The 16,266-nt window shown below is 38.4% G+C and carries 21 protein-coding genes; 17 read left to right on the top strand and 4 right to left on the bottom strand.

The window, feature by feature from the left end; genetic code table 11:
* The first annotated feature begins 17 nt into the window (after positions 1-17).
* Together H8716_RS02790 and H8716_RS02785 are read left to right on the top strand one after the other, a co-directional pair.
* Positions 18-338: a DUF3784 domain-containing protein gene (locus H8716_RS02790; RefSeq protein ID WP_008373564.1), complete on the top strand. Its 321-nt coding sequence runs from the start codon at positions 18-20 to the stop codon at positions 336-338.
* 150 nt (positions 339-488) lie between these two features.
* On the top strand, positions 489-1,430 hold the full coding sequence (locus H8716_RS02785; protein ID WP_117674936.1) for a helix-turn-helix domain-containing protein: 942 nt from the start codon (positions 489-491) through the stop codon (positions 1,428-1,430).
* Positions 1,431-2,224: 794 nt separating this feature from the next.
* Here H8716_RS02785 and H8716_RS02780 read toward each other — a convergent pair.
* The 3 genes from H8716_RS02780 to H8716_RS02770 are packed head-to-tail and all read right to left on the bottom strand — an operon-like array spanning position 2,225 to position 3,587.
* Complete coding sequence (locus H8716_RS02780; protein WP_249306998.1) at positions 2,225-2,770, bottom strand: TRADD-N-associated membrane domain-containing protein; 546 nt, start codon at positions 2,768-2,770, stop codon at positions 2,225-2,227.
* Between the two features lie 3 nt (positions 2,771-2,773).
* Positions 2,774-3,025 (bottom strand): hypothetical protein, encoded by a 252-nt coding sequence (locus H8716_RS02775; protein ID WP_177505593.1) that lies wholly within the window; start codon positions 3,023-3,025, stop codon positions 2,774-2,776.
* Between the two features lie 28 nt (positions 3,026-3,053).
* Positions 3,054-3,587 carry a helix-turn-helix domain-containing protein gene (locus tag H8716_RS02770; protein ID WP_249306997.1) on the bottom strand — a complete coding sequence of 178 codons (534 nt, stop codon included), beginning with the start codon at positions 3,585-3,587 and terminating at the stop codon, positions 3,054-3,056.
* Positions 3,588-3,789: 202 nt separating this feature from the next.
* Between H8716_RS02770 and H8716_RS02765 the strand changes: the two genes are divergently transcribed.
* From H8716_RS02765 to H8716_RS02715, 11 genes are all read left to right on the top strand, one after another.
* Complete coding sequence (locus H8716_RS02765; protein WP_009243123.1) at positions 3,790-3,981, top strand: helix-turn-helix domain-containing protein; 192 nt, start codon at positions 3,790-3,792, stop codon at positions 3,979-3,981.
* 13 nt (positions 3,982-3,994) lie between these two features.
* The gene (locus H8716_RS02760; protein ID WP_249306996.1) at positions 3,995-5,047 is read left to right on the top strand and encodes a site-specific integrase; all 1,053 of its coding nucleotides are present in this window, start codon (positions 3,995-3,997) and stop codon (positions 5,045-5,047) included.
* 15 nt (positions 5,048-5,062) lie between these two features.
* Entirely contained in the window at positions 5,063-5,233 is a 171-nt protein-coding gene (locus tag H8716_RS02755; RefSeq protein ID WP_009243121.1) for a hypothetical protein, read from the top strand.
* 194 nt (positions 5,234-5,427) lie between these two features.
* Positions 5,428-6,513, top strand: coding sequence for an AAA family ATPase (locus tag H8716_RS02750; protein ID WP_249306995.1), 1,086 nt, complete (start codon positions 5,428-5,430; stop codon positions 6,511-6,513).
* 67 nt (positions 6,514-6,580) lie between these two features.
* The gene (locus H8716_RS02745; RefSeq protein ID WP_249306994.1) at positions 6,581-6,820 is read left to right on the top strand and encodes a complexin-2; all 240 of its coding nucleotides are present in this window, start codon (positions 6,581-6,583) and stop codon (positions 6,818-6,820) included.
* Between the two features lie 147 nt (positions 6,821-6,967).
* Positions 6,968-7,195 carry a DUF5348 domain-containing protein gene (locus H8716_RS02740; protein ID WP_249306993.1) on the top strand — a complete coding sequence of 76 codons (228 nt, stop codon included), beginning with the start codon at positions 6,968-6,970 and terminating at the stop codon, positions 7,193-7,195.
* Positions 7,196-7,438: 243 nt separating this feature from the next.
* Positions 7,439-8,854 carry a plasmid recombination protein gene (locus H8716_RS02735; RefSeq protein ID WP_283242902.1) on the top strand — a complete coding sequence of 472 codons (1,416 nt, stop codon included), beginning with the start codon at positions 7,439-7,441 and terminating at the stop codon, positions 8,852-8,854.
* A 4-nt stretch (positions 8,855-8,858) separates the two neighbouring features.
* On the top strand, positions 8,859-9,233 hold the full coding sequence (locus H8716_RS02730; protein WP_249306991.1) for a TnpV protein: 375 nt from the start codon (positions 8,859-8,861) through the stop codon (positions 9,231-9,233).
* An 88-nt stretch (positions 9,234-9,321) separates the two neighbouring features.
* Positions 9,322-9,771 (top strand): MarR family winged helix-turn-helix transcriptional regulator, encoded by a 450-nt coding sequence (locus tag H8716_RS02725; protein WP_117606416.1) that lies wholly within the window; start codon positions 9,322-9,324, stop codon positions 9,769-9,771.
* Positions 9,764-11,119 carry an MATE family efflux transporter gene (locus H8716_RS02720; protein ID WP_330384686.1) on the top strand — a complete coding sequence of 452 codons (1,356 nt, stop codon included), beginning with the start codon at positions 9,764-9,766 and terminating at the stop codon, positions 11,117-11,119. The genes H8716_RS02725 and H8716_RS02720 overlap by 8 nt, the downstream gene beginning before the upstream one ends.
* A gap of 128 nt (positions 11,120-11,247) precedes the next feature.
* Positions 11,248-11,421, top strand: a complete 174-nt coding sequence (locus H8716_RS02715) for a cysteine-rich KTR domain-containing protein (RefSeq protein ID WP_075671335.1) — start codon at positions 11,248-11,250, stop codon at positions 11,419-11,421.
* A gap of 53 nt (positions 11,422-11,474) precedes the next feature.
* Here H8716_RS02715 and H8716_RS02710 read toward each other — a convergent pair whose 3' ends face one another.
* Positions 11,475-11,849: an integrase core domain-containing protein gene (locus H8716_RS02710; RefSeq protein ID WP_243002484.1), complete on the bottom strand. Its 375-nt coding sequence runs from the start codon at positions 11,847-11,849 to the stop codon at positions 11,475-11,477.
* 223 nt (positions 11,850-12,072) lie between these two features.
* Here H8716_RS02710 and H8716_RS02705 point away from each other — a divergent pair, with 223 nt between their 5' ends.
* The 4 genes from H8716_RS02705 (at position 12,073) to H8716_RS02690 (ending at position 16,261) form a co-directional block, all read left to right on the top strand.
* Positions 12,073-12,561: a hypothetical protein gene (locus tag H8716_RS02705; RefSeq protein WP_147336987.1), complete on the top strand. Its 489-nt coding sequence runs from the start codon at positions 12,073-12,075 to the stop codon at positions 12,559-12,561.
* A 52-nt stretch (positions 12,562-12,613) separates the two neighbouring features.
* Positions 12,614-13,213 (top strand): hypothetical protein, encoded by a 600-nt coding sequence (locus H8716_RS02700; protein WP_249306990.1) that lies wholly within the window; start codon positions 12,614-12,616, stop codon positions 13,211-13,213.
* Positions 13,214-13,587: 374 nt separating this feature from the next.
* Positions 13,588-14,592 (top strand): Wadjet anti-phage system protein JetD domain-containing protein, encoded by a 1,005-nt coding sequence (locus H8716_RS02695; protein WP_249306989.1) that lies wholly within the window; start codon positions 13,588-13,590, stop codon positions 14,590-14,592.
* A 46-nt stretch (positions 14,593-14,638) separates the two neighbouring features.
* Positions 14,639-16,261, top strand: a complete 1,623-nt coding sequence (locus H8716_RS02690; protein ID WP_249306988.1) for a hypothetical protein — start codon at positions 14,639-14,641, stop codon at positions 16,259-16,261.
* Positions 16,262-16,266: the final 5 nt, after the last annotated feature.

The raw sequence follows: 16,266 nt of genomic DNA, 5'->3' as shown, positions 1-16,266 counted from the left end.
TGAAAGGAAGGCATTATATGTTCTATATTTATATTATTTTTGACTTTGCAATGGCAGTGATTATGCTTTTATTTGGAATATGGTTTTATAGGTCAAAAGGACAAGCATCCAAATTCTTGTCTGGTTATAATATGAAATCAGCAGAAGAACGAAAAAAATATGATGAAAATGCTATGTGTAAGGCATATGGGAAGAGAATGATGTTTATGTCAATTCCTTTTATTGCTGGAATGATTATAGATATTTGGCATATAGGAATCGGTTGTTTAATTGCATGGGTGATATGGTTTGTTATGTTTATTCTGCTGCTTATGGATAGACATAAAAGAGAAGGTTAATTTATAGAGGAATAGAATGCTTTTGGGGTGAAAATACCGTTTACTTGTTTTAGACATACGATGTCCGGTTGAAAATTAGCGGATTCTCGTTTTATGTCGTGGTAATTTTGGTACATATTGGTAAGCTGTAAGTGGAAGAGAGGTAGAGACATGGACACAAAAAAGATTGGAGCTTTTTTAAAGCAATGTCGTAAAGAAAAGAATCTTACACAAGAGCAGCTTGCTGAGAAGTTTGAGGTATCTGCAAGAACAGTTTCCAGATGGGAAACAGGAATAAATATGCCAGATCTCAGTATACTTGTTCAACTTGCTGAGTATTACGATGTTGAGATGAGAGAGCTCCTGGATGGAGAAAGGAGCCAGACTATGAATAAAGAGATGAAAGAAACACTGGACAAAGTTGCGGTGTATGAAGAATGGGTGAAACAAAAAGCATTAAAGGCTGGAAATCTTGCATTTGCATCAATGTTTGTGATTAGTGTGTTAGCGATTATTATTCAGATGTTATTAACGGTGGATGTTCGCTTGGTTTTAGGAGAGACAGCAACTGTCTTAGTAGGAGGAATCCTGTATGCATCTATTATGGTGTATAATGGAATATGGGATAAATGTTTGCTCCAAAGTGCTACTATATGGCGAGATTTTCTCACCAGTGTGATATGTGCAGGAATTTTTACAGTCATCTATGGTATATGTTTATTTAGAATGGGAGCTACAGAAAAACAGATAACACGATTAGCATTGGGATTTCTGATTGGTATTACTATTGTGGCATTTATTATTCTTAGGCTCTTGGCATTTATTAATCGAAAAAGAAACCAGAATTCGTCAAATGTTCAGGAGAAAAAGGAAATTTCCCTATCTAAGGTAGAATGGACAAAAATTTATAATGCACAGAATATAGTAGAGACAGAACAACTTGTAGAAATGTTAAAGCAAAATGGAATAGCAGCTTTTTCGCAGGAAGCAGGTGCGAATGTTGCAATGCATGGGGCACCAGGATTTGGAATATATGGTGTGGATATATTCGTGAAAACCGATGATGCAGAGAAGGCAGTACAGTTGATCAAGGAGATTAATAACCAAGAATGAAGAAATTTTTTGACATTTTCACACATGCGTGCTAATATGATTATAGAAAAAGAGTGCTACCGATAGACGGTTAGTCCACATACTTAATTGATTAAAAATAACCGTTCAGTTTGCGAGGCTGGGGCGGTTATTTTTGTGTCTTGTTATTATCTTTGCCGAATGTGTATCCGGCACAAAAGCAGGTGATGCCGAAGCTCACGACTGCAATAAAGTCCACAATACTCATTGGCTTAGCCCTCCTTTCCAGTGGATTCTCTTTCGAGTTTCTATGTAATCAGAGGGTCACAGTCCCTCTGCTGAAGGACTAACCGCCTACCGTTATGATAGCACCCATGTTTCGATTATAACAGTCAAGGTGGGAATCTGCAACCGGAAAGTTGACAGCTCATGAAAATCTGGCTGTGATACCGTTTTGATACTAAAAAATGAAGAGAACAGAAATATAGCGTAGAAATCCTATAACACAGGACAATAAAGACACGAAAATCACAGAAAATAATGAGATTTTAAGAACCTCACAAACGTGAAGGTGGACGTACTGTAGGATCAGGACGTGTTGCTACAATCATCGAGTAATCATTGATTGACAGATCATCATATATAATTTAGTATGTACTTCGTGTACATCGTACTGTAGCGTAAGATGCCCCGGAACCGCAAGGTTTCCGGGGTTTTTCTGTTGCCTGAAAATATATAAAAGAGCGGAAAATAATAACGAACAGTATAGAAAAGCGGTTGCCGGGAGAGTGTCCTGACAACCGCTTGTGATAACAGAATGATAACAAAATATGTAGTTAATCAGCTTGATTTGGAGATTCATTCTGCGAATTAGTACAAATTTCGATGGTTTGTTTACAAATTTTGTCTTCATTAATTCCAGCAAGATGTAATGAAAGCTTTACAAGTAGTTGATCTCTTACATCAGAATTGGAAATTTCTTTCGTCATGTGCATTGCGTGTGTTGTATTTGAATCTAAAGTGAGTTTGTCGAAAAACTCAGATATTTTTTCATTTGCTTTATTAGACAATGTGAAAAATAGAGCAGATGTTGCTTCAATAATAATACCAGAGATATATCCAACAGCAGAAGGATTATCTGAAGCAATATATATAAAAGTTGTAATGATTAAAACAGCAAATCCGGCAATAGCACCCCAAAAGCTAAGCCAAAATGCCCACTTTGACTGTTTGAGTCTTTGAGTGTGATAATTGTTTTTGGCTTTGTCTGGTAGCCATGTATCGTTAGCAATAGTTATTTGTGATTTTTTCTCTTTTGAGTGTAAAAATGTATTATTGGTTTCAGAAATTATTTTTGAATCATTAGTATGAATTTCGGACATTGACTACTCCTTTAACAATCCAGTTGATAAAACATTGATAAAAATTGTATTGCCACAATTCGAACAGGTGACAGGCACAACGGGAGTGATAGCACTTGAAGGACCGCCAATAACCAAATCTCCATTGTTAAATTCACGAAGTTCAAAAACTTTATTGCTGACATTCCAATTTCCAGCATGACACATTGGACAAGTACTTCCTTGCCATTTAGAATTTAAAAAGTTTATAATTTCATTGCTATCTATTTTTTTCATGGTATTCGTTCCTTTCAAACATTTTATATTAAGTTAAAGAATATGCCTTGATAGTATTGCCCTCGGTACCTTTTTTAACGATAGTATGACAACCTATAGTAGTTCCCATGGCACGCAGTTTCCATTCTTCCTGGGTAGCGTTCAGCTTATCCATTTCTTCCTGTCTTTTATCTTCATCTTCAATAGCTAATATTTCAGCTTTTTCCTTTTCATAGACATTTTTAAATTGACACCATTTCCTGAAAAAGTCCTGCATTGTAGGATTATCGAACGTCAGTGAAATTTTCTGATCAGGCATCTCAGCAAGTGAGAGATTCACAGAATCATCAATAGAAAACAATAGGGAGAGTACATCTCCGACTGTTTCAATATTAAAATCCAGAAAAACACTTACATTTAATCCCAGTGCAGTTGCTATCTTTTCTAACTGATCCGGTTTTGGATTCCGGATTCCAAGTTCATATTTTCTGATCGTACCTACGTTAATGCCGGACAGCTCGGCTAATTGTATTTGACTGTAGCCTCTGAATTCCCGGTATGCCCGGATTTTTTTACCTACCATAGTGCTGCCTCCTTAATAATATTTGTGATTCTATTCTAGCACAAAAGTGAATGATGCGAAAGAGGTTGATTTTCGCAGAGCCTGAAAATGTAGAATGGAATATAAAAATAAAATTCGCAAAAGGTTATTGACAAAGTCACAAAAGTGAATTATAGTAAAAAACATCAAAGAAGTCACAAAAGTGACTGAAAAGGAGGACGCTATGAGAACTAATTATATGATGACTGTTGATGATGTCATGGAAGAATTAGGTGTGAAACGCAGTAAAGCATATTCTATTCTGAAGCAGCTCAATGATGAACTGGCAAAGGAAGGATATGTTGCAGTTCGTGGGAAGATACCACGTCCTTACTGGGAAACAAAATTTTATGGATGCTCTCAGAGAGCAGTATGAAGGAGGGTTTAAGATGTCAGCTTACAAAGACAAAACACAGGGAACCTGGTATGTGAGCTTCCGTTATATTGACTGGACAGGAAAGAAAACGCAGAAGCTGAAAAGAGGGTTCAAGACAAAGAAAGAAGCATTGAATTATGAAAAGGAATTCATAAGAAAGACTGCGGCGGATATGAAAATGGAGATGAACAGTTTTATTTCAGTCTATTTTGAAGATAAGAAGAATGAACTAAAAGAAAATTCAATCCGCAATAAGCAGCACATGATGAACAAGCACATTGTTCCGTATTTTGGAACAAGAAAAATGAATGAGATCACACCGGCAGAGATTATCCAGTGGCAGAACACCATTCAGGAAAAAGGTTACAGCAAGACTTATGAGCGTATGATCCAGAATCAGTTAAATGCACTGTTTAATCATGCACAGAAAATTTACAATCTGAAGGAAAATCCATGTAAGAAAGTAAAAAAGATGGGGAAATCGGATGCCAATAAACTGGAATTCTGGACGAAAGCAGAATATGACAGATTTATCGCCGAGATTGAACCGGGGAGTGAAGATTATTTGATATTTGAAATTCTGTTCTGGACAGGAATCAGGGAAGGAGAACTTCTGGCATTGAGTCTTTCGGACTTTGATATGAGTGGAAATCTCCTTCATATCAATAAGACTTATAACCGAATCAGGAAAAGAGATATGATTGATACTCCAAAAACAGAAAATTCGGTCCGTACTATTGATATTCCAAATTTTCTTAAAGAAGAGGTGCAGGAGTATGCGAAGAAGCATTATGGACTTCCGGAAGATCAGCGGTTGTTCCCAATTGTGGCGAGAACGCTGCAGAAACGTCTCAAGAAATATGAAGCATTGACTGGTGTAAAACCAATCAGAGTGCATGATATCCGGCATAGCCATGTAGCATATTTAATCTATCAGGGCGTAGAACCATTGATTATCAAGGAAAGGTTGGGGCACAAAGATATTCAGATGACACTGAACACTTATGGGCATCTGTACCCGTCACAGCAGAAAAAAGTAGCTGAGATGCTGGACAACAAACGTTAATACGGAGGAAGACAAATGAAAACAAAGAAAGTAGTCGGAAAAATATTTGATGCAATTAACTACAGTAAGAAGTTGAAGATAAGTTCCATCTTACCAGATCGGGATTCAGATTATGTGATTCTTCTTGAATTAGAGGACGGAAGCAAATTTGAAATTATCATTATTCCTACAAGGAGATTTGTGTAAGGAGCAGAAGCTATGACTACTGACAGACAAAAAAGAAAAAGCCCAGATAAAATATCTGAGCAAGTTCTCTGATAATCAGATTCACTGATATACCATCTTGGCAGATTAAGTATATCACGAATTGAAAGATACAACAATTCCCGAATATCTGTTCATCAGAGACTTGCCCGGAGGGGCAGGAGGTAGATGATGAAATGAATATGAATGAAAAAAATAAAGTTGAAAATTGCAGAATAGAACCAAAACTGAAACTGATCAAAATGGATTCAGTAGAGGTGGAGCAGATAGAATGGCTGCTTTATCCGTTTATTCCTTATGGGAAAGTGACTATTATACAGGGAGATCTAGGGGAAGGCAAGACAACGATGGTACTTCAGATTATTGCAAAACTGACCAGAGGAGAGCCGATTTTTCCTGTTACGGATACAACGATGAAAATAAAAGAAAAACGAAGTGATGAAGTTGATAGTGGGAACGATGGTTTAGATGGCGAAGACAATATGCAGGAACAGTCTTCTATGTCACCTGTACATGTGATTTATCAGACAGCAGAAGATGGTCTTGGAGATACTATCAAACCCAGATTACTTGCTGCGGGTGCGGATTGTTCAAAGGTGATGGTGATTGATGACAGTGACCAGCCACTGACAATGGCAGATGTTCGATTGGAAGAAGCAATCGTGCAGACAAAAGCAAAAATGGTTGTCCTTGATCCGATTCAGGGGTTCCTGGGAGCAAACGTAGACATGCACAGGGCAAATGAGATTAGACCATTGATGAAGCGTATAGCAGTGCTGGCAGAAAAATATCACTGTGCAGTCATTTTGATTGGTCATATGAATAAAAACAGCAACGGCAAATCTTCTTATCGTGGACTTGGCTCCATTGATTTTCAGGCTGCTGCAAGAAGTGTTCTGATTGTCGGGCGAGTTAAGGAAGAACCGGAAGTAAGAGTAGTATGTCATACGAAGAGTTCTCTTGCACCGGAAGGAATGTCCATTGCATTCAGGCTGGATAAGAATAATGGATTTGAATGGATTGGAGAATATGATATCAGTGCCGATGAACTTCTTAATGGAGATGGCAGAGGACAAAAAAGCCAGAAGGCAAAAGAATTTCTTCTTGAAATTTTGGCAAATGGAGGAATGGCTCAGAAGAAAATTGCAGAAGAAGCAGAAGGCAGAGGAATAAAAGGAAAAACGTTGTGGAATGCCAAACGGGAACTTGAGATTGATTCTGTGAAACGTGGAAAGCAATGGTATTGGATGTTACCAGAATAAAAATGGAAGATGGCAAGATTACCATTTCTTAAGAAGAGGGAATCTTGCTACCTTGAAAGGAGGACAGATGCAAAATAGAAATGTACAGATTCCATACGAGTTATTTCTTCAACTCCTGCAATATTTTTTGATGGACAACTATGATGGTGAAGAAAAAATCCGGTTGGGCTTAGAGAAGAAACTGGATGCAATGGTGAATCGTGAAATGTATAGCAAATTCAAAACTGCACCAACGGAAGAAGAAAGAGAAAAGTTCCGGCAGGAATACCTTGACAGAAAAGGAATACAAGAGAGCTTTCGATGGTAAAGGTTCTTTCTGACTACTCTATTACAGGATCGTGTCACGCACCTGTAGATAGCAGACAAGGAGAATGTCGGTAAGGTGTAGCCGGGAGTTAGTTGATGGTTTGTGAGTTTATAGCAAATTAGATAGTCGTGAAGGGAGAAAGATACAATGAAACAGGGAAGATTAGGATATAACAGCAGCAATGACAGATATGGATTATTATCATCAGATTTATGGATTGATACAGGATTTCACTGCGGAGAAGGACTGGAAGTGCTGGTAGGTGATGAATGGGTACAGACCAGAATGGAGATGAATCTGGCAAGAGAATGGTATCTGGTGGGAACGCCTTATTGTGGAGATTTGGAATATGTGCAGGTGAGGATACCAGAATAAACAGATCTATGATCCACTTCGGTCGGTGCAGAACAGACGTCCATAAGGACGTTATGTCCCCGGCAGGGCGCAAGGGGACTTTTGATGGACGGTACGGCTGTCGAAAGTGCTTTTGCGTTACTTTTGACAAAAGTAACAAAACCGCCGTATCCGGCGAAAATTTCTTAAATCTTGCCATAACTGGCGTAAATAAAAATTATGTGCCATGTCTGGCACTCGAGTAGAAAAGAGGTGAGAAAATTTATGATGAAACGGACAATCAGTGGCATGATCGGAGCCGGTTCACTGGCTCATAACAGACGGGATTTTGTAGCAGAAAATGTAGATCCGGACAGAGTGCAATTGAACATTTGTTATAAGAATGAGAATCTGAAAGAAGTTTATAAGGAACTGTTTGACGATGCTACGGAGAGATACAATGTCGGGAAAAGAAAGGACCGGCAGATTGCAAATTATTATGAAAAAATCCGACAGGGCAAACAGGAGAAGCTGTTCCATGAAGTAATATTCCAGATTGGTAATCGTGAGGATATGGCAGTGGGAACGTTAGAAGGAAATCTGGCTGTAAAGGTACTGGACGAATATGTGAAAGACTTCCAGAAACGGAATCCGACACTTCGGGTATTTAGCTGCTATCTGCATCAGGACGAAGCTACTCCGCATCTGCATATTGACTTTGTTCCTTATGTGACCAACTGGAAGGGAAAAGGAATGGATACCAGAGTTTCATTGAAGCAGGCATTGAAAAGTCTTGGATTTCAAGGTGGAAATAAGCATGATACAGAACTGAATCAGTGGATAAATCATGAAAAGGAAGTGCTGGCTGAAATCGCAAAACAGCATGGAATTGAATGGGAACAGAAAGGCACACATGAAGAACATCTGGATGTTTACAATTTCAAGAAAAAAGAACGCAAAAAGGAAGTGCAGGAATTGGAACAGGAAAAAGAAAATCTGACAGTGGAGAATGAAGGATTGACTTCTCAGATTGCAGAAGCAAGGGCAGATATTAAGCTACTGGAAGAAGAAAAAATTCAGTTCCAGAAAGATAAAGAGATAGCGGAAAAACGTGCGGAGAAAGCAGAAACGGAATTGAAAAAACTGGAAGATAGAAGAGAATTCCTGCAACCAGTGATGGATAATGTCAGTAAGGAAATAAAAGAATATGGAATGATCAAAACATTTCTGCCGGAAGCTACAGCATTGGAACGTGCGGTAACTTACCGGGATAAGAAAATAAAACCATTATTCATTGAAATGAAAAACAAAATCGGTGCGATGGCTGCACAGGTGAAAGAACTCACAAGAGAAAGAGATAGTTGGAAAAGTAAGTTTCAGAAGAAAAAGCAAGAGCATGAAAACACAAAAAATGAACTGGCAGAAGTTAAGAAGGATTATCAGAAATTATCTGGTGAGAAAGAAATGTTGCAAGGACTTGCGGACAGATATAATCGGCTTTTACGCATGTTGGGGAAAGATATGGTAGAAAGACTGGTACAGGACGATATCCGGATCCAGGCGGAACTTGAAGCGAGAAAACAGAAGGAGCAAATGCCGAAAAAAATAGGTGACCGCATACAATGGGCAAGAGAACGAAGCGAAGAACACAATGCACAGATAAAAAAGAACAAAGCAAAATACAGAGGAATGGAGTTGTAAGAATATGAAGAAACAGATTTATGATGAAAAGAACGGACTGAGCTACACACTGCATGGAGATTATTATCTGCCAGATTTGGAAATCAATGAGGAAGAACCTACATATGGGAAATATGGAATAATGCGAAAGCAGTTTCTGAAGGAACACAGGAGTGCCAGGTATCAGTATCTGGTGCTGACCGGGAAACTGACGGAGCATTTGAATCAGGTTGATAAAGAGGTCAGGGAAAAAGTTGAGATGCTGGTGGAGCAGATGGCTGAACAGTGGGGAGTGACGGAAGAACTGAAGATGCAGAATCAGATGGAATGGGTTAGGAAAATGAATAATATTCGTAGCAGAGCAGTAGAGATTATAGATGTAGAATTGATTTGTGTTTAGGAGGACAAAGCGGCAGATATAATGTTAAAAGTAATTGCGTGCGCACGCATATTGTATTATAATACTGGTGGTTAGGAGGAATATATCTATGAAACTATTAAAATGGCTTTCAGTAACAGACCGATTTTACAAAATCTATTTGGATAAACAGCTTGCCCCCTTTGGAATCAACAACAGCCAATATATGTTTTTGATTAAAATCTGTCGTTCGCCTGGCATTTTACAGGATTCTTTAATGGATATGTTTTATGTTCATCCGAGCAATATTGTACGGACAGTTGCGGCATTAGAAAAGCAGGGAATGATTATGCGTTCCCCAAATGATAAGGATAAGCGGACGTGTAAGCTGTATCCTACGGAACGTGCGCTGTCTGTAATTGATGAGGTACAGACGGTATGTGAAAAGACAGAAGCTCTTTTATTGCAAGGCTTCAGGGAATCTGATAAAAACCTCTTTATTGATTTGCTGATTCAGGCAGGTGAAAATATTACAGCGGAACTCCGTATAGAAAGAAAGGGGGATGAATTTAATGACTGAGAATCCCCTAGGATATGAAAAAATTTCAAAACTGTTGAAAGATTTTGCCATTCCCAGTATTATGGCGTCTCTTGTCGGCTCAATCTACAATATTGTGGATCAGATTTTTATTGGTCAAGGGGTCGGTTATCTGGGAAATGCAGCAACCAATGTTGCCTACCCGTTCTCTACCATCTGCCTTGCTATTGCACTGCTGGTTGGAATTGGCAGTGCTTCCCGTGTTTCCCTCTGTCTTGGACGCAAAGAGCCGAAAGCTGCCGCCAAAGCAGCGGGAAATGGTATTGTTCTGATGGGGATTTTCGGAATTATTTATTTATTGGTTGGTGAAGCTTTTCTGTCTTTGCTCCTAAAGGCATTTGGGGCAACGACAGATGTATTTCCATATGCAAAGCAGTATGCCAGCATAACATTGATTGGAATGCCGTTTCTTATTGTAACGAATGGTATGAGCAATTTGATTCGAGCAGATGGAAAACCAAAGTATTCAATGGTTTGCATGGTTATGGGAGCTATTATCAATACCATTCTTGACCCTATTTTTATTTTTGCTTGCGATTGGGGGATTGCCGGCGCAGCTTGGGCAACAGTTATTGGGCAAATTTTTTCCTTCATACTCGCACTCCGTTATCTATGGCGTTTCCAAACAATCCATTTTGAAAAAGAGTCGTTTTTATTGGACATCAAAGAAAGTATGAAAATTTGCAGCATGGGAATCAGCAGCAGCTCAAACCAGATTGCAGTTACCGTGATTCAAATCATTCAGTACAATTCGTTGACTTATTACGGCGCATTAACAAAATATGGAACAGATATTCCATTAGCTGCTTGCGGAATCGTTATGAAAACAAATGCCATAATCCTAGCGATTGTTGTAGGAATCTCGCAGGGAACACAGCCGATTATCGGCTTCAACTATGGGGCAAGGCAATACCATCGTGTACGGGAGGCTTACCTGCTTGCGGTAAAATGGAACCTTGTTGTTTCCACAATTGCTTTCATCGCATTTCAATTTTTCCCGCAATCTATCATTTCGCTATTCGGAGATGGGGACGAGCTGTATTTTGAATTTGCTGTTTTGTTCATGCGTACCTATCTTTTCATGGTGTTGGTAAATGGTGTGCAGTTGCTTTCTTCCAGTTTTTTTACCGCAATAGGAAAATCGTTAAAAGGTGCTCTGTTGGCATTAACAAGGCAGACCTTTGTGTTGATTCCGCTTACCCTACTGCTCCCGCTTCGTTTCGGAATTATGGGAGTATTGCTTGCGGGACCTGTTGCTGATTTTTCAGCGTTTATGCTATCTGTTGTACTGGTGGGTATAGAATTAAAAAAACAAAAAAATGACATGTAAACAACAGCCCTATGTGAAAACATTCTTTTTCCGCCGTTAAGTAATCAAGAAGCAAAAGCTTAAAAACCGTTGCGATAAATTTTATAAATTTAGTAGGATAATATTTAGAAGTAAGGATTGAGAAAAATATGGAAACTATAAAATGGGTTCTATGTCCTATCTGTGGAAATAAAACCCGAACGATAATGCAAGAAGATACCGAATTAAAGAACTTTCCACTCTACTGTCCGAAGTGTAAACAGCAAACACTTGTGAATGTCAAGCACTTTGTTGTTTCGGTTAGCATAGATAGTGCAAATTAAGTGGTGCTATGTCAAGATTTAGTACAAGTTAAAATGAGAAATTTCTCCCCATTTTAACCTGCCAGAAGCTCCGCCTTAGTATGTCTTCTTTCATATACTCGCTCAAATTCATCAGGCGACATAAAGTCACAATGGCTGTGAATTCGTTTCGTATTGTAAAAAGCTTCCAAATATTCGAAAATCAACCGGTATGCTTGCTTGTAATCACGAATTTTAAAGCGATTGAGCCATTCACGTTTGATAATGGAATGAAAGGATTCAATGCATGCATTATCCCATGGAAATGCTTTCTTTGAATAACTACGCTGCATGTTTTCGGTTGCTTTTTTATATTCTTTTGCAACATACTGGCTTCCACGATCTGAGTGGATGATTAATGGTTGATCGATATTTCGGCGGGCTTTGGCTTTGTTTATAGTATCAATCACGCAGGATACTTCCAGTGTTTTGTCTTGGGATTGAGTGGTATGTGTGTGTGTGTGACTTTGCTGAACAGGACAACTATTATGATAGGGGCGGTTGTATGGAGTATGATTGGCGTTTCGCTTATCGTGTATGCAAACTCGCTTCTTCTGCGGAGGATGTTCTGCCCATACGAGTAGATTATTCCTCCCTCTCCCATTCCTGCGCGGTATCTGGGAATTCTTCTTTTTGAAGTTCGATAAGTTCCCGCCAGCGCTTTTTATCAATTTTAATGCCGGCCACTTCAGAGCAGCTAATCCATGGATATTCCATATAATTTTACAAGAAGGTTATTGGAAAATAGATTCCAATATTATGTGGGGAGTATGGACCAGTTTTTTTGATGATAAGATGACGATGACAGATGTATATACTATGTTTTTCAGAACATCTATGAATGTACCACGTATTATGGGATATTTGTTGGCTTATCTTTATCAGAGCGTTATCATATATGGAAAGAAAATTACAAAACAGGATATAGAGAATGCATCAGAAAAATACTATGAAGATAATATAGATGCATTTTTTAGATCTAGTACATATTGTTTACTTTCCATAGAAGAAAAACGTAATATTGCACAACTGAAAAAGGTAAGAGATGCAATTGTGGACCAAGCGAAAGAAATAAAAAGACAAATTGACAGGAAGGTTGTACCAAAAAACAGCTCCATATAGTAGTCATTTTCATGTGCTACAAAATACTGAAAAGTATTTGGAATCGTTAGAATTGAATCATTTTATTACAAAATATGAGGAAAAATCAAATCGAGATGGGAAAAAAGTTAATGTCTATTGTTTGAATTATGGATTGGCAAAAAAGAATAATATCATATGGGGAAGGGCACAAGGAACGATATATAGAAAATATTTTATAGAAAGAATATTTAATTTCACATCATTAGTTTTAGAGCAAATTAGAGAAACAAAAGTGATAAAATGTACCAATCCGGCATGTGGACGTATTTTTGATGATAGCGAAATTCCCTTTTTAAAATTTACAAGATTTCAATGTCCGGATTGTCATTCAAAAGTAGAAACATATTCAAAAGTAGATGAAGAGATTGAACATCAGTTTCAGCAAGCAAATAAAATTCCGCTAGTTAGCAAAGAAGAACTGGATATTATTTTGGAACTTAATAGAAGAAAAGAGTTTTGTAAGGCCAGAGATATTGCGGAAGAAATAGACATGGAATCACGTCGGATTGCACAAATTTGCAAGAAGCTTGACGAAGATAAAGGTATTGTGATTAGGAATAAGCGATGTAACCCATATGAGTATTGTACGTCAGAAATCGGAGAAAAATATTCGGATGTAGAAGTATCATGATAACACCATGATAACAAAATCTCCAAAAACCACACGGACACAACGGAAATTCCGGATTTTTCCACACGAATCACACGGAAAATCACCATTTGCACACCGTAACACATCGGTCTGATATCGTGAAGGTGGACGTACTGTAGGATCAGGACGTGTTGCTTCTATCATCGAGTAATCACTGATTGACAGATTATAATTATATATTTTAGTATACACTTCGTGTGTATCGTACTGTAGCGTAAGATGCCCCGGAACCGCAAGGTTTCCGGGGTTTTTCTGTATCTTGCATTTTTTGTGGCTTTCAGGTATAGAAGAATTAGCAATGATATGATACAATGAAAAACAGAACAGACATTCGCATATGGAGGTATCCATTTATGAAACGGATATCATTGGATACGCTTCTCCGGGCCAGACAGGATTTGACATATCAGGAACAGTATCGGTATATTTGCAGTTTATTGGAAGCAGGCCAGGTAAAACCTGTGAAGACTTCTAGGATGAATGGCAAGAAGCCGGCACTTTACAGGGAATACTGGATAGTGGAGAAGAAGAAAGACTACGGCAATTATATGGAAGAGATAAAATATAACTTTTGTCCAGAGATGTCAGTAGATTATTATCTTGCACATCCGGAGGTTTATGAGAAAGACCGACCATATGTGCTCAGGCTGAATGAATATTTGAAAGAAGACAGGAATCAGACAGAGATACCAGAGTCCTGGAATGAAAGAAGTTTTGAGATCTGGAACAGAGAAAAATTTCTCAACAGAGAGCATGGGAGAACGATCCTGAAGCGGTGCGGAATTCGGATAGAAGTACTGAATGTCTATGAGACTGCGGAGCCGATGGCTTATTATACCAACACGAGAGAGACACCGCAGAATCTGTTGATTTTAGAAAATAAAGACCCATTTTTTAGTATGAGGAATTATCTTATGCAGGGACATATAGAGATTTTGGGTACGGAGATCGGAACTTTGATCTATGGGGCTGGAAAAAGAATCCTTCGATCATTTCAGGATTTTGATCTGTGTGCAGAACCATATATGATACATTCAGAAAACACGATTTATTATTTTGGAGATCTGGATTATGAAGGAATCGGCATATATGAGAATCTGGCAGAAAAATTTCAGCAAAGATGGAAAATACGACCGTTTTTGCCGGCATATCTGGCAATGCTGAAAAAGGCAGACAGTGTGCATGAACTCCCAGATACAAAAGAGTTACAGAACAGAAATATAGGCACTGAATTTTTTTCATATTTTGATGAAAACACGGTCAGAAAGATGAAGGATATTCTGGAGTCTGGCAGATATATCCCTCAGGAAATATTAAATACAGCAGATTTTATACCTGCAAAGACATATAAAATGTAACGGTTTAGAGAGAACTTCGCATCTGAGAAGAAATGGAACCGTTGCGATGCAGAAGGAGAAAGAAGTGCAGTACGAATTCCTTAAGAATTTTCCAAGACGAATGAAGAACGTGGGACTGTATGCAGTGCTGATCCAGAACAGTATCCAGAAAACATCATGGAAGCAGTTTGGGTATATCAAGTTTGATGAGCAGATGAATCTAATTTTTGCAGTTATGCTTTATATCATGGAGCAGTCTCTAAAAGAAGAAAACTGTACGATGGATGATATTGGTGCTTATATTGATACGCTTAACAGCCAGTATCTGGATAAAAAGATTTCTTATGATGACAACCGCAAACTGGGTGATTTTATTGTAAATGTCATTTTATCGAATGAAGGACGTGCCATGTATTTTGACGGGTACGATTTTGAACAGAATGCATATCATATTATGCATGTCAGCTATGTCGCGAACCGGATCGTATATCTGGATCAGGAAGTTCGCAGAACATCTTATTATCTAACTGATGATGGATATAATCTGATTCTCTCTACCCTGGAAATTGAAAATAACATGAAGCTTACGATTCATGAGATGATTTTTCAGATGCATCTGGAAAAACAGAGCTATGATAAAGCGGTTGATGAAATAAAAAATGTGTTTAACCTGATGAGGATTCAGCTTCAGAAGATTCAGGAAGCTATGGGGAAAATCCGCAGAAATGCGTTGAATTATTCGGTAAAGGACTATGAGGAGATCCTTCTGGAAAATCTGGATACCATCAGTGATACAAAGGAAAAATTCCAGAAGTACAGAGAACTGGTAAGGGAACGGGCAAAAAAACTGGAAGAAGAGAATATTAATGTGCAGCGGCTGGGAGAAAAGGAAGCTGAGAACCTGGATAATCTGAAAATTATCGAAGGATATCTGAACCGTACCATTGATGAACATCAGAAAATTCTCAGCAGCCATTTTGATCTGAAAGCCCTTTATACCAGAGAACTGGAACTACTGTCTCAGGTATCTCTGATTCAGCGTTATTCTTTCCGAAATGAGTTTTATGATAAGGTGTTGAAAAATTCAACGGCAATAAGCAGTCTTGAAGGCTTCTTTAGGCCATTATTTAACCGTGATCCGGAGAAAATCTATAATCTCAACAAAGCTTTGCAGTATCAGAAACCGTCTGTCAGAGAGGAAGAAGAGGATACGGAGGAACTGTTGGACTTTGATGAGGAAGTTTATCAGAAAGAGCAGGAGCAGAAACGAAGAGAAAAACTGAAACAATATGAGACCAGTCTGGGAACGCTTTTGGATCTGGTAACTGCAAAAGGGGAAATTGCGCTGAAAGATATTCCGGAAGAGATTCAGGATCAGCTGATTCCAAGTGTAGAGATTTTCAAAGAAATTATGGTTGAATTGATCCGAAATAAAGAGATAGATCTGGATGCGCTGAAAAAAGAGCGGAGCGAATTTATACAGGAAGAGACCGCAGATTTTCAGTTGAATGAAATGCTGCTTCAGCTTTCGGAAAACAGATTCAGAGACAGCAGAATTCACAGGCTGGAAATATACAGAATAGAAGACGGGACGACTGTAACATTTAACGATGTACAGAATGAGAAGGGTGAAAGAAAGTGTATACACTGTTCCAATATCCTGATCCGAATGACAAGAAATGAGGAATAGCAGAT

The organism is Jingyaoa shaoxingensis (assembly GCF_014385005.1).
Classification (GTDB): domain Bacteria; phylum Bacillota; class Clostridia; order Lachnospirales; family Lachnospiraceae; genus Marvinbryantia; species Marvinbryantia shaoxingensis.
Note: the sequence above shows the minus strand (reverse complement) of the source record. Positions and strands in the feature narration are given on the sequence as shown.

Excerpts from the sequence above, each read along its gene's own strand:
- H8716_RS02790 (WP_008373564.1), top strand. The coding sequence starts at position 18 with ATGTTCTATATTTATATTATTTTTGACTTTGCAATGGCAGTGATTATG.
- H8716_RS02785 (WP_117674936.1), top strand. The coding sequence starts at position 489 with ATGGACACAAAAAAGATTGGAGCTTTTTTAAAGCAATGTCGTAAAGAA.
- H8716_RS02780 (WP_249306998.1), bottom strand. The coding sequence starts at position 2,770 with ATGTCCGAAATTCATACTAATGATTCAAAAATAATTTCTGAAACCAAT.
- H8716_RS02775 (WP_177505593.1), bottom strand. The coding sequence starts at position 3,025 with ATGAAAAAAATAGATAGCAATGAAATTATAAACTTTTTAAATTCTAAA.
- H8716_RS02770 (WP_249306997.1), bottom strand. The coding sequence starts at position 3,587 with ATGGTAGGTAAAAAAATCCGGGCATACCGGGAATTCAGAGGCTACAGT.
- H8716_RS02765 (WP_009243123.1), top strand. The coding sequence starts at position 3,790 with ATGAGAACTAATTATATGATGACTGTTGATGATGTCATGGAAGAATTA.
- H8716_RS02760 (WP_249306996.1), top strand. The coding sequence starts at position 3,995 with ATGTCAGCTTACAAAGACAAAACACAGGGAACCTGGTATGTGAGCTTC.
- H8716_RS02755 (WP_009243121.1), top strand. The coding sequence starts at position 5,063 with ATGAAAACAAAGAAAGTAGTCGGAAAAATATTTGATGCAATTAACTAC.
- H8716_RS02750 (WP_249306995.1), top strand. The coding sequence starts at position 5,428 with ATGAATATGAATGAAAAAAATAAAGTTGAAAATTGCAGAATAGAACCA.
- H8716_RS02745 (WP_249306994.1), top strand. The coding sequence starts at position 6,581 with ATGCAAAATAGAAATGTACAGATTCCATACGAGTTATTTCTTCAACTC.
- H8716_RS02740 (WP_249306993.1), top strand. The coding sequence starts at position 6,968 with ATGAAACAGGGAAGATTAGGATATAACAGCAGCAATGACAGATATGGA.
- H8716_RS02735 (WP_283242902.1), top strand. The coding sequence starts at position 7,439 with ATGATGAAACGGACAATCAGTGGCATGATCGGAGCCGGTTCACTGGCT.
- H8716_RS02730 (WP_249306991.1), top strand. The coding sequence starts at position 8,859 with ATGAAGAAACAGATTTATGATGAAAAGAACGGACTGAGCTACACACTG.
- H8716_RS02725 (WP_117606416.1), top strand. The coding sequence starts at position 9,322 with ATGAAACTATTAAAATGGCTTTCAGTAACAGACCGATTTTACAAAATC.
- H8716_RS02720 (WP_330384686.1), top strand. The coding sequence starts at position 9,764 with ATGACTGAGAATCCCCTAGGATATGAAAAAATTTCAAAACTGTTGAAA.
- H8716_RS02715 (WP_075671335.1), top strand. The coding sequence starts at position 11,248 with ATGGAAACTATAAAATGGGTTCTATGTCCTATCTGTGGAAATAAAACC.
- H8716_RS02695 (WP_249306989.1), top strand. The coding sequence starts at position 13,588 with ATGAAACGGATATCATTGGATACGCTTCTCCGGGCCAGACAGGATTTG.
- H8716_RS02690 (WP_249306988.1), top strand. The coding sequence starts at position 14,639 with ATGCAGAAGGAGAAAGAAGTGCAGTACGAATTCCTTAAGAATTTTCCA.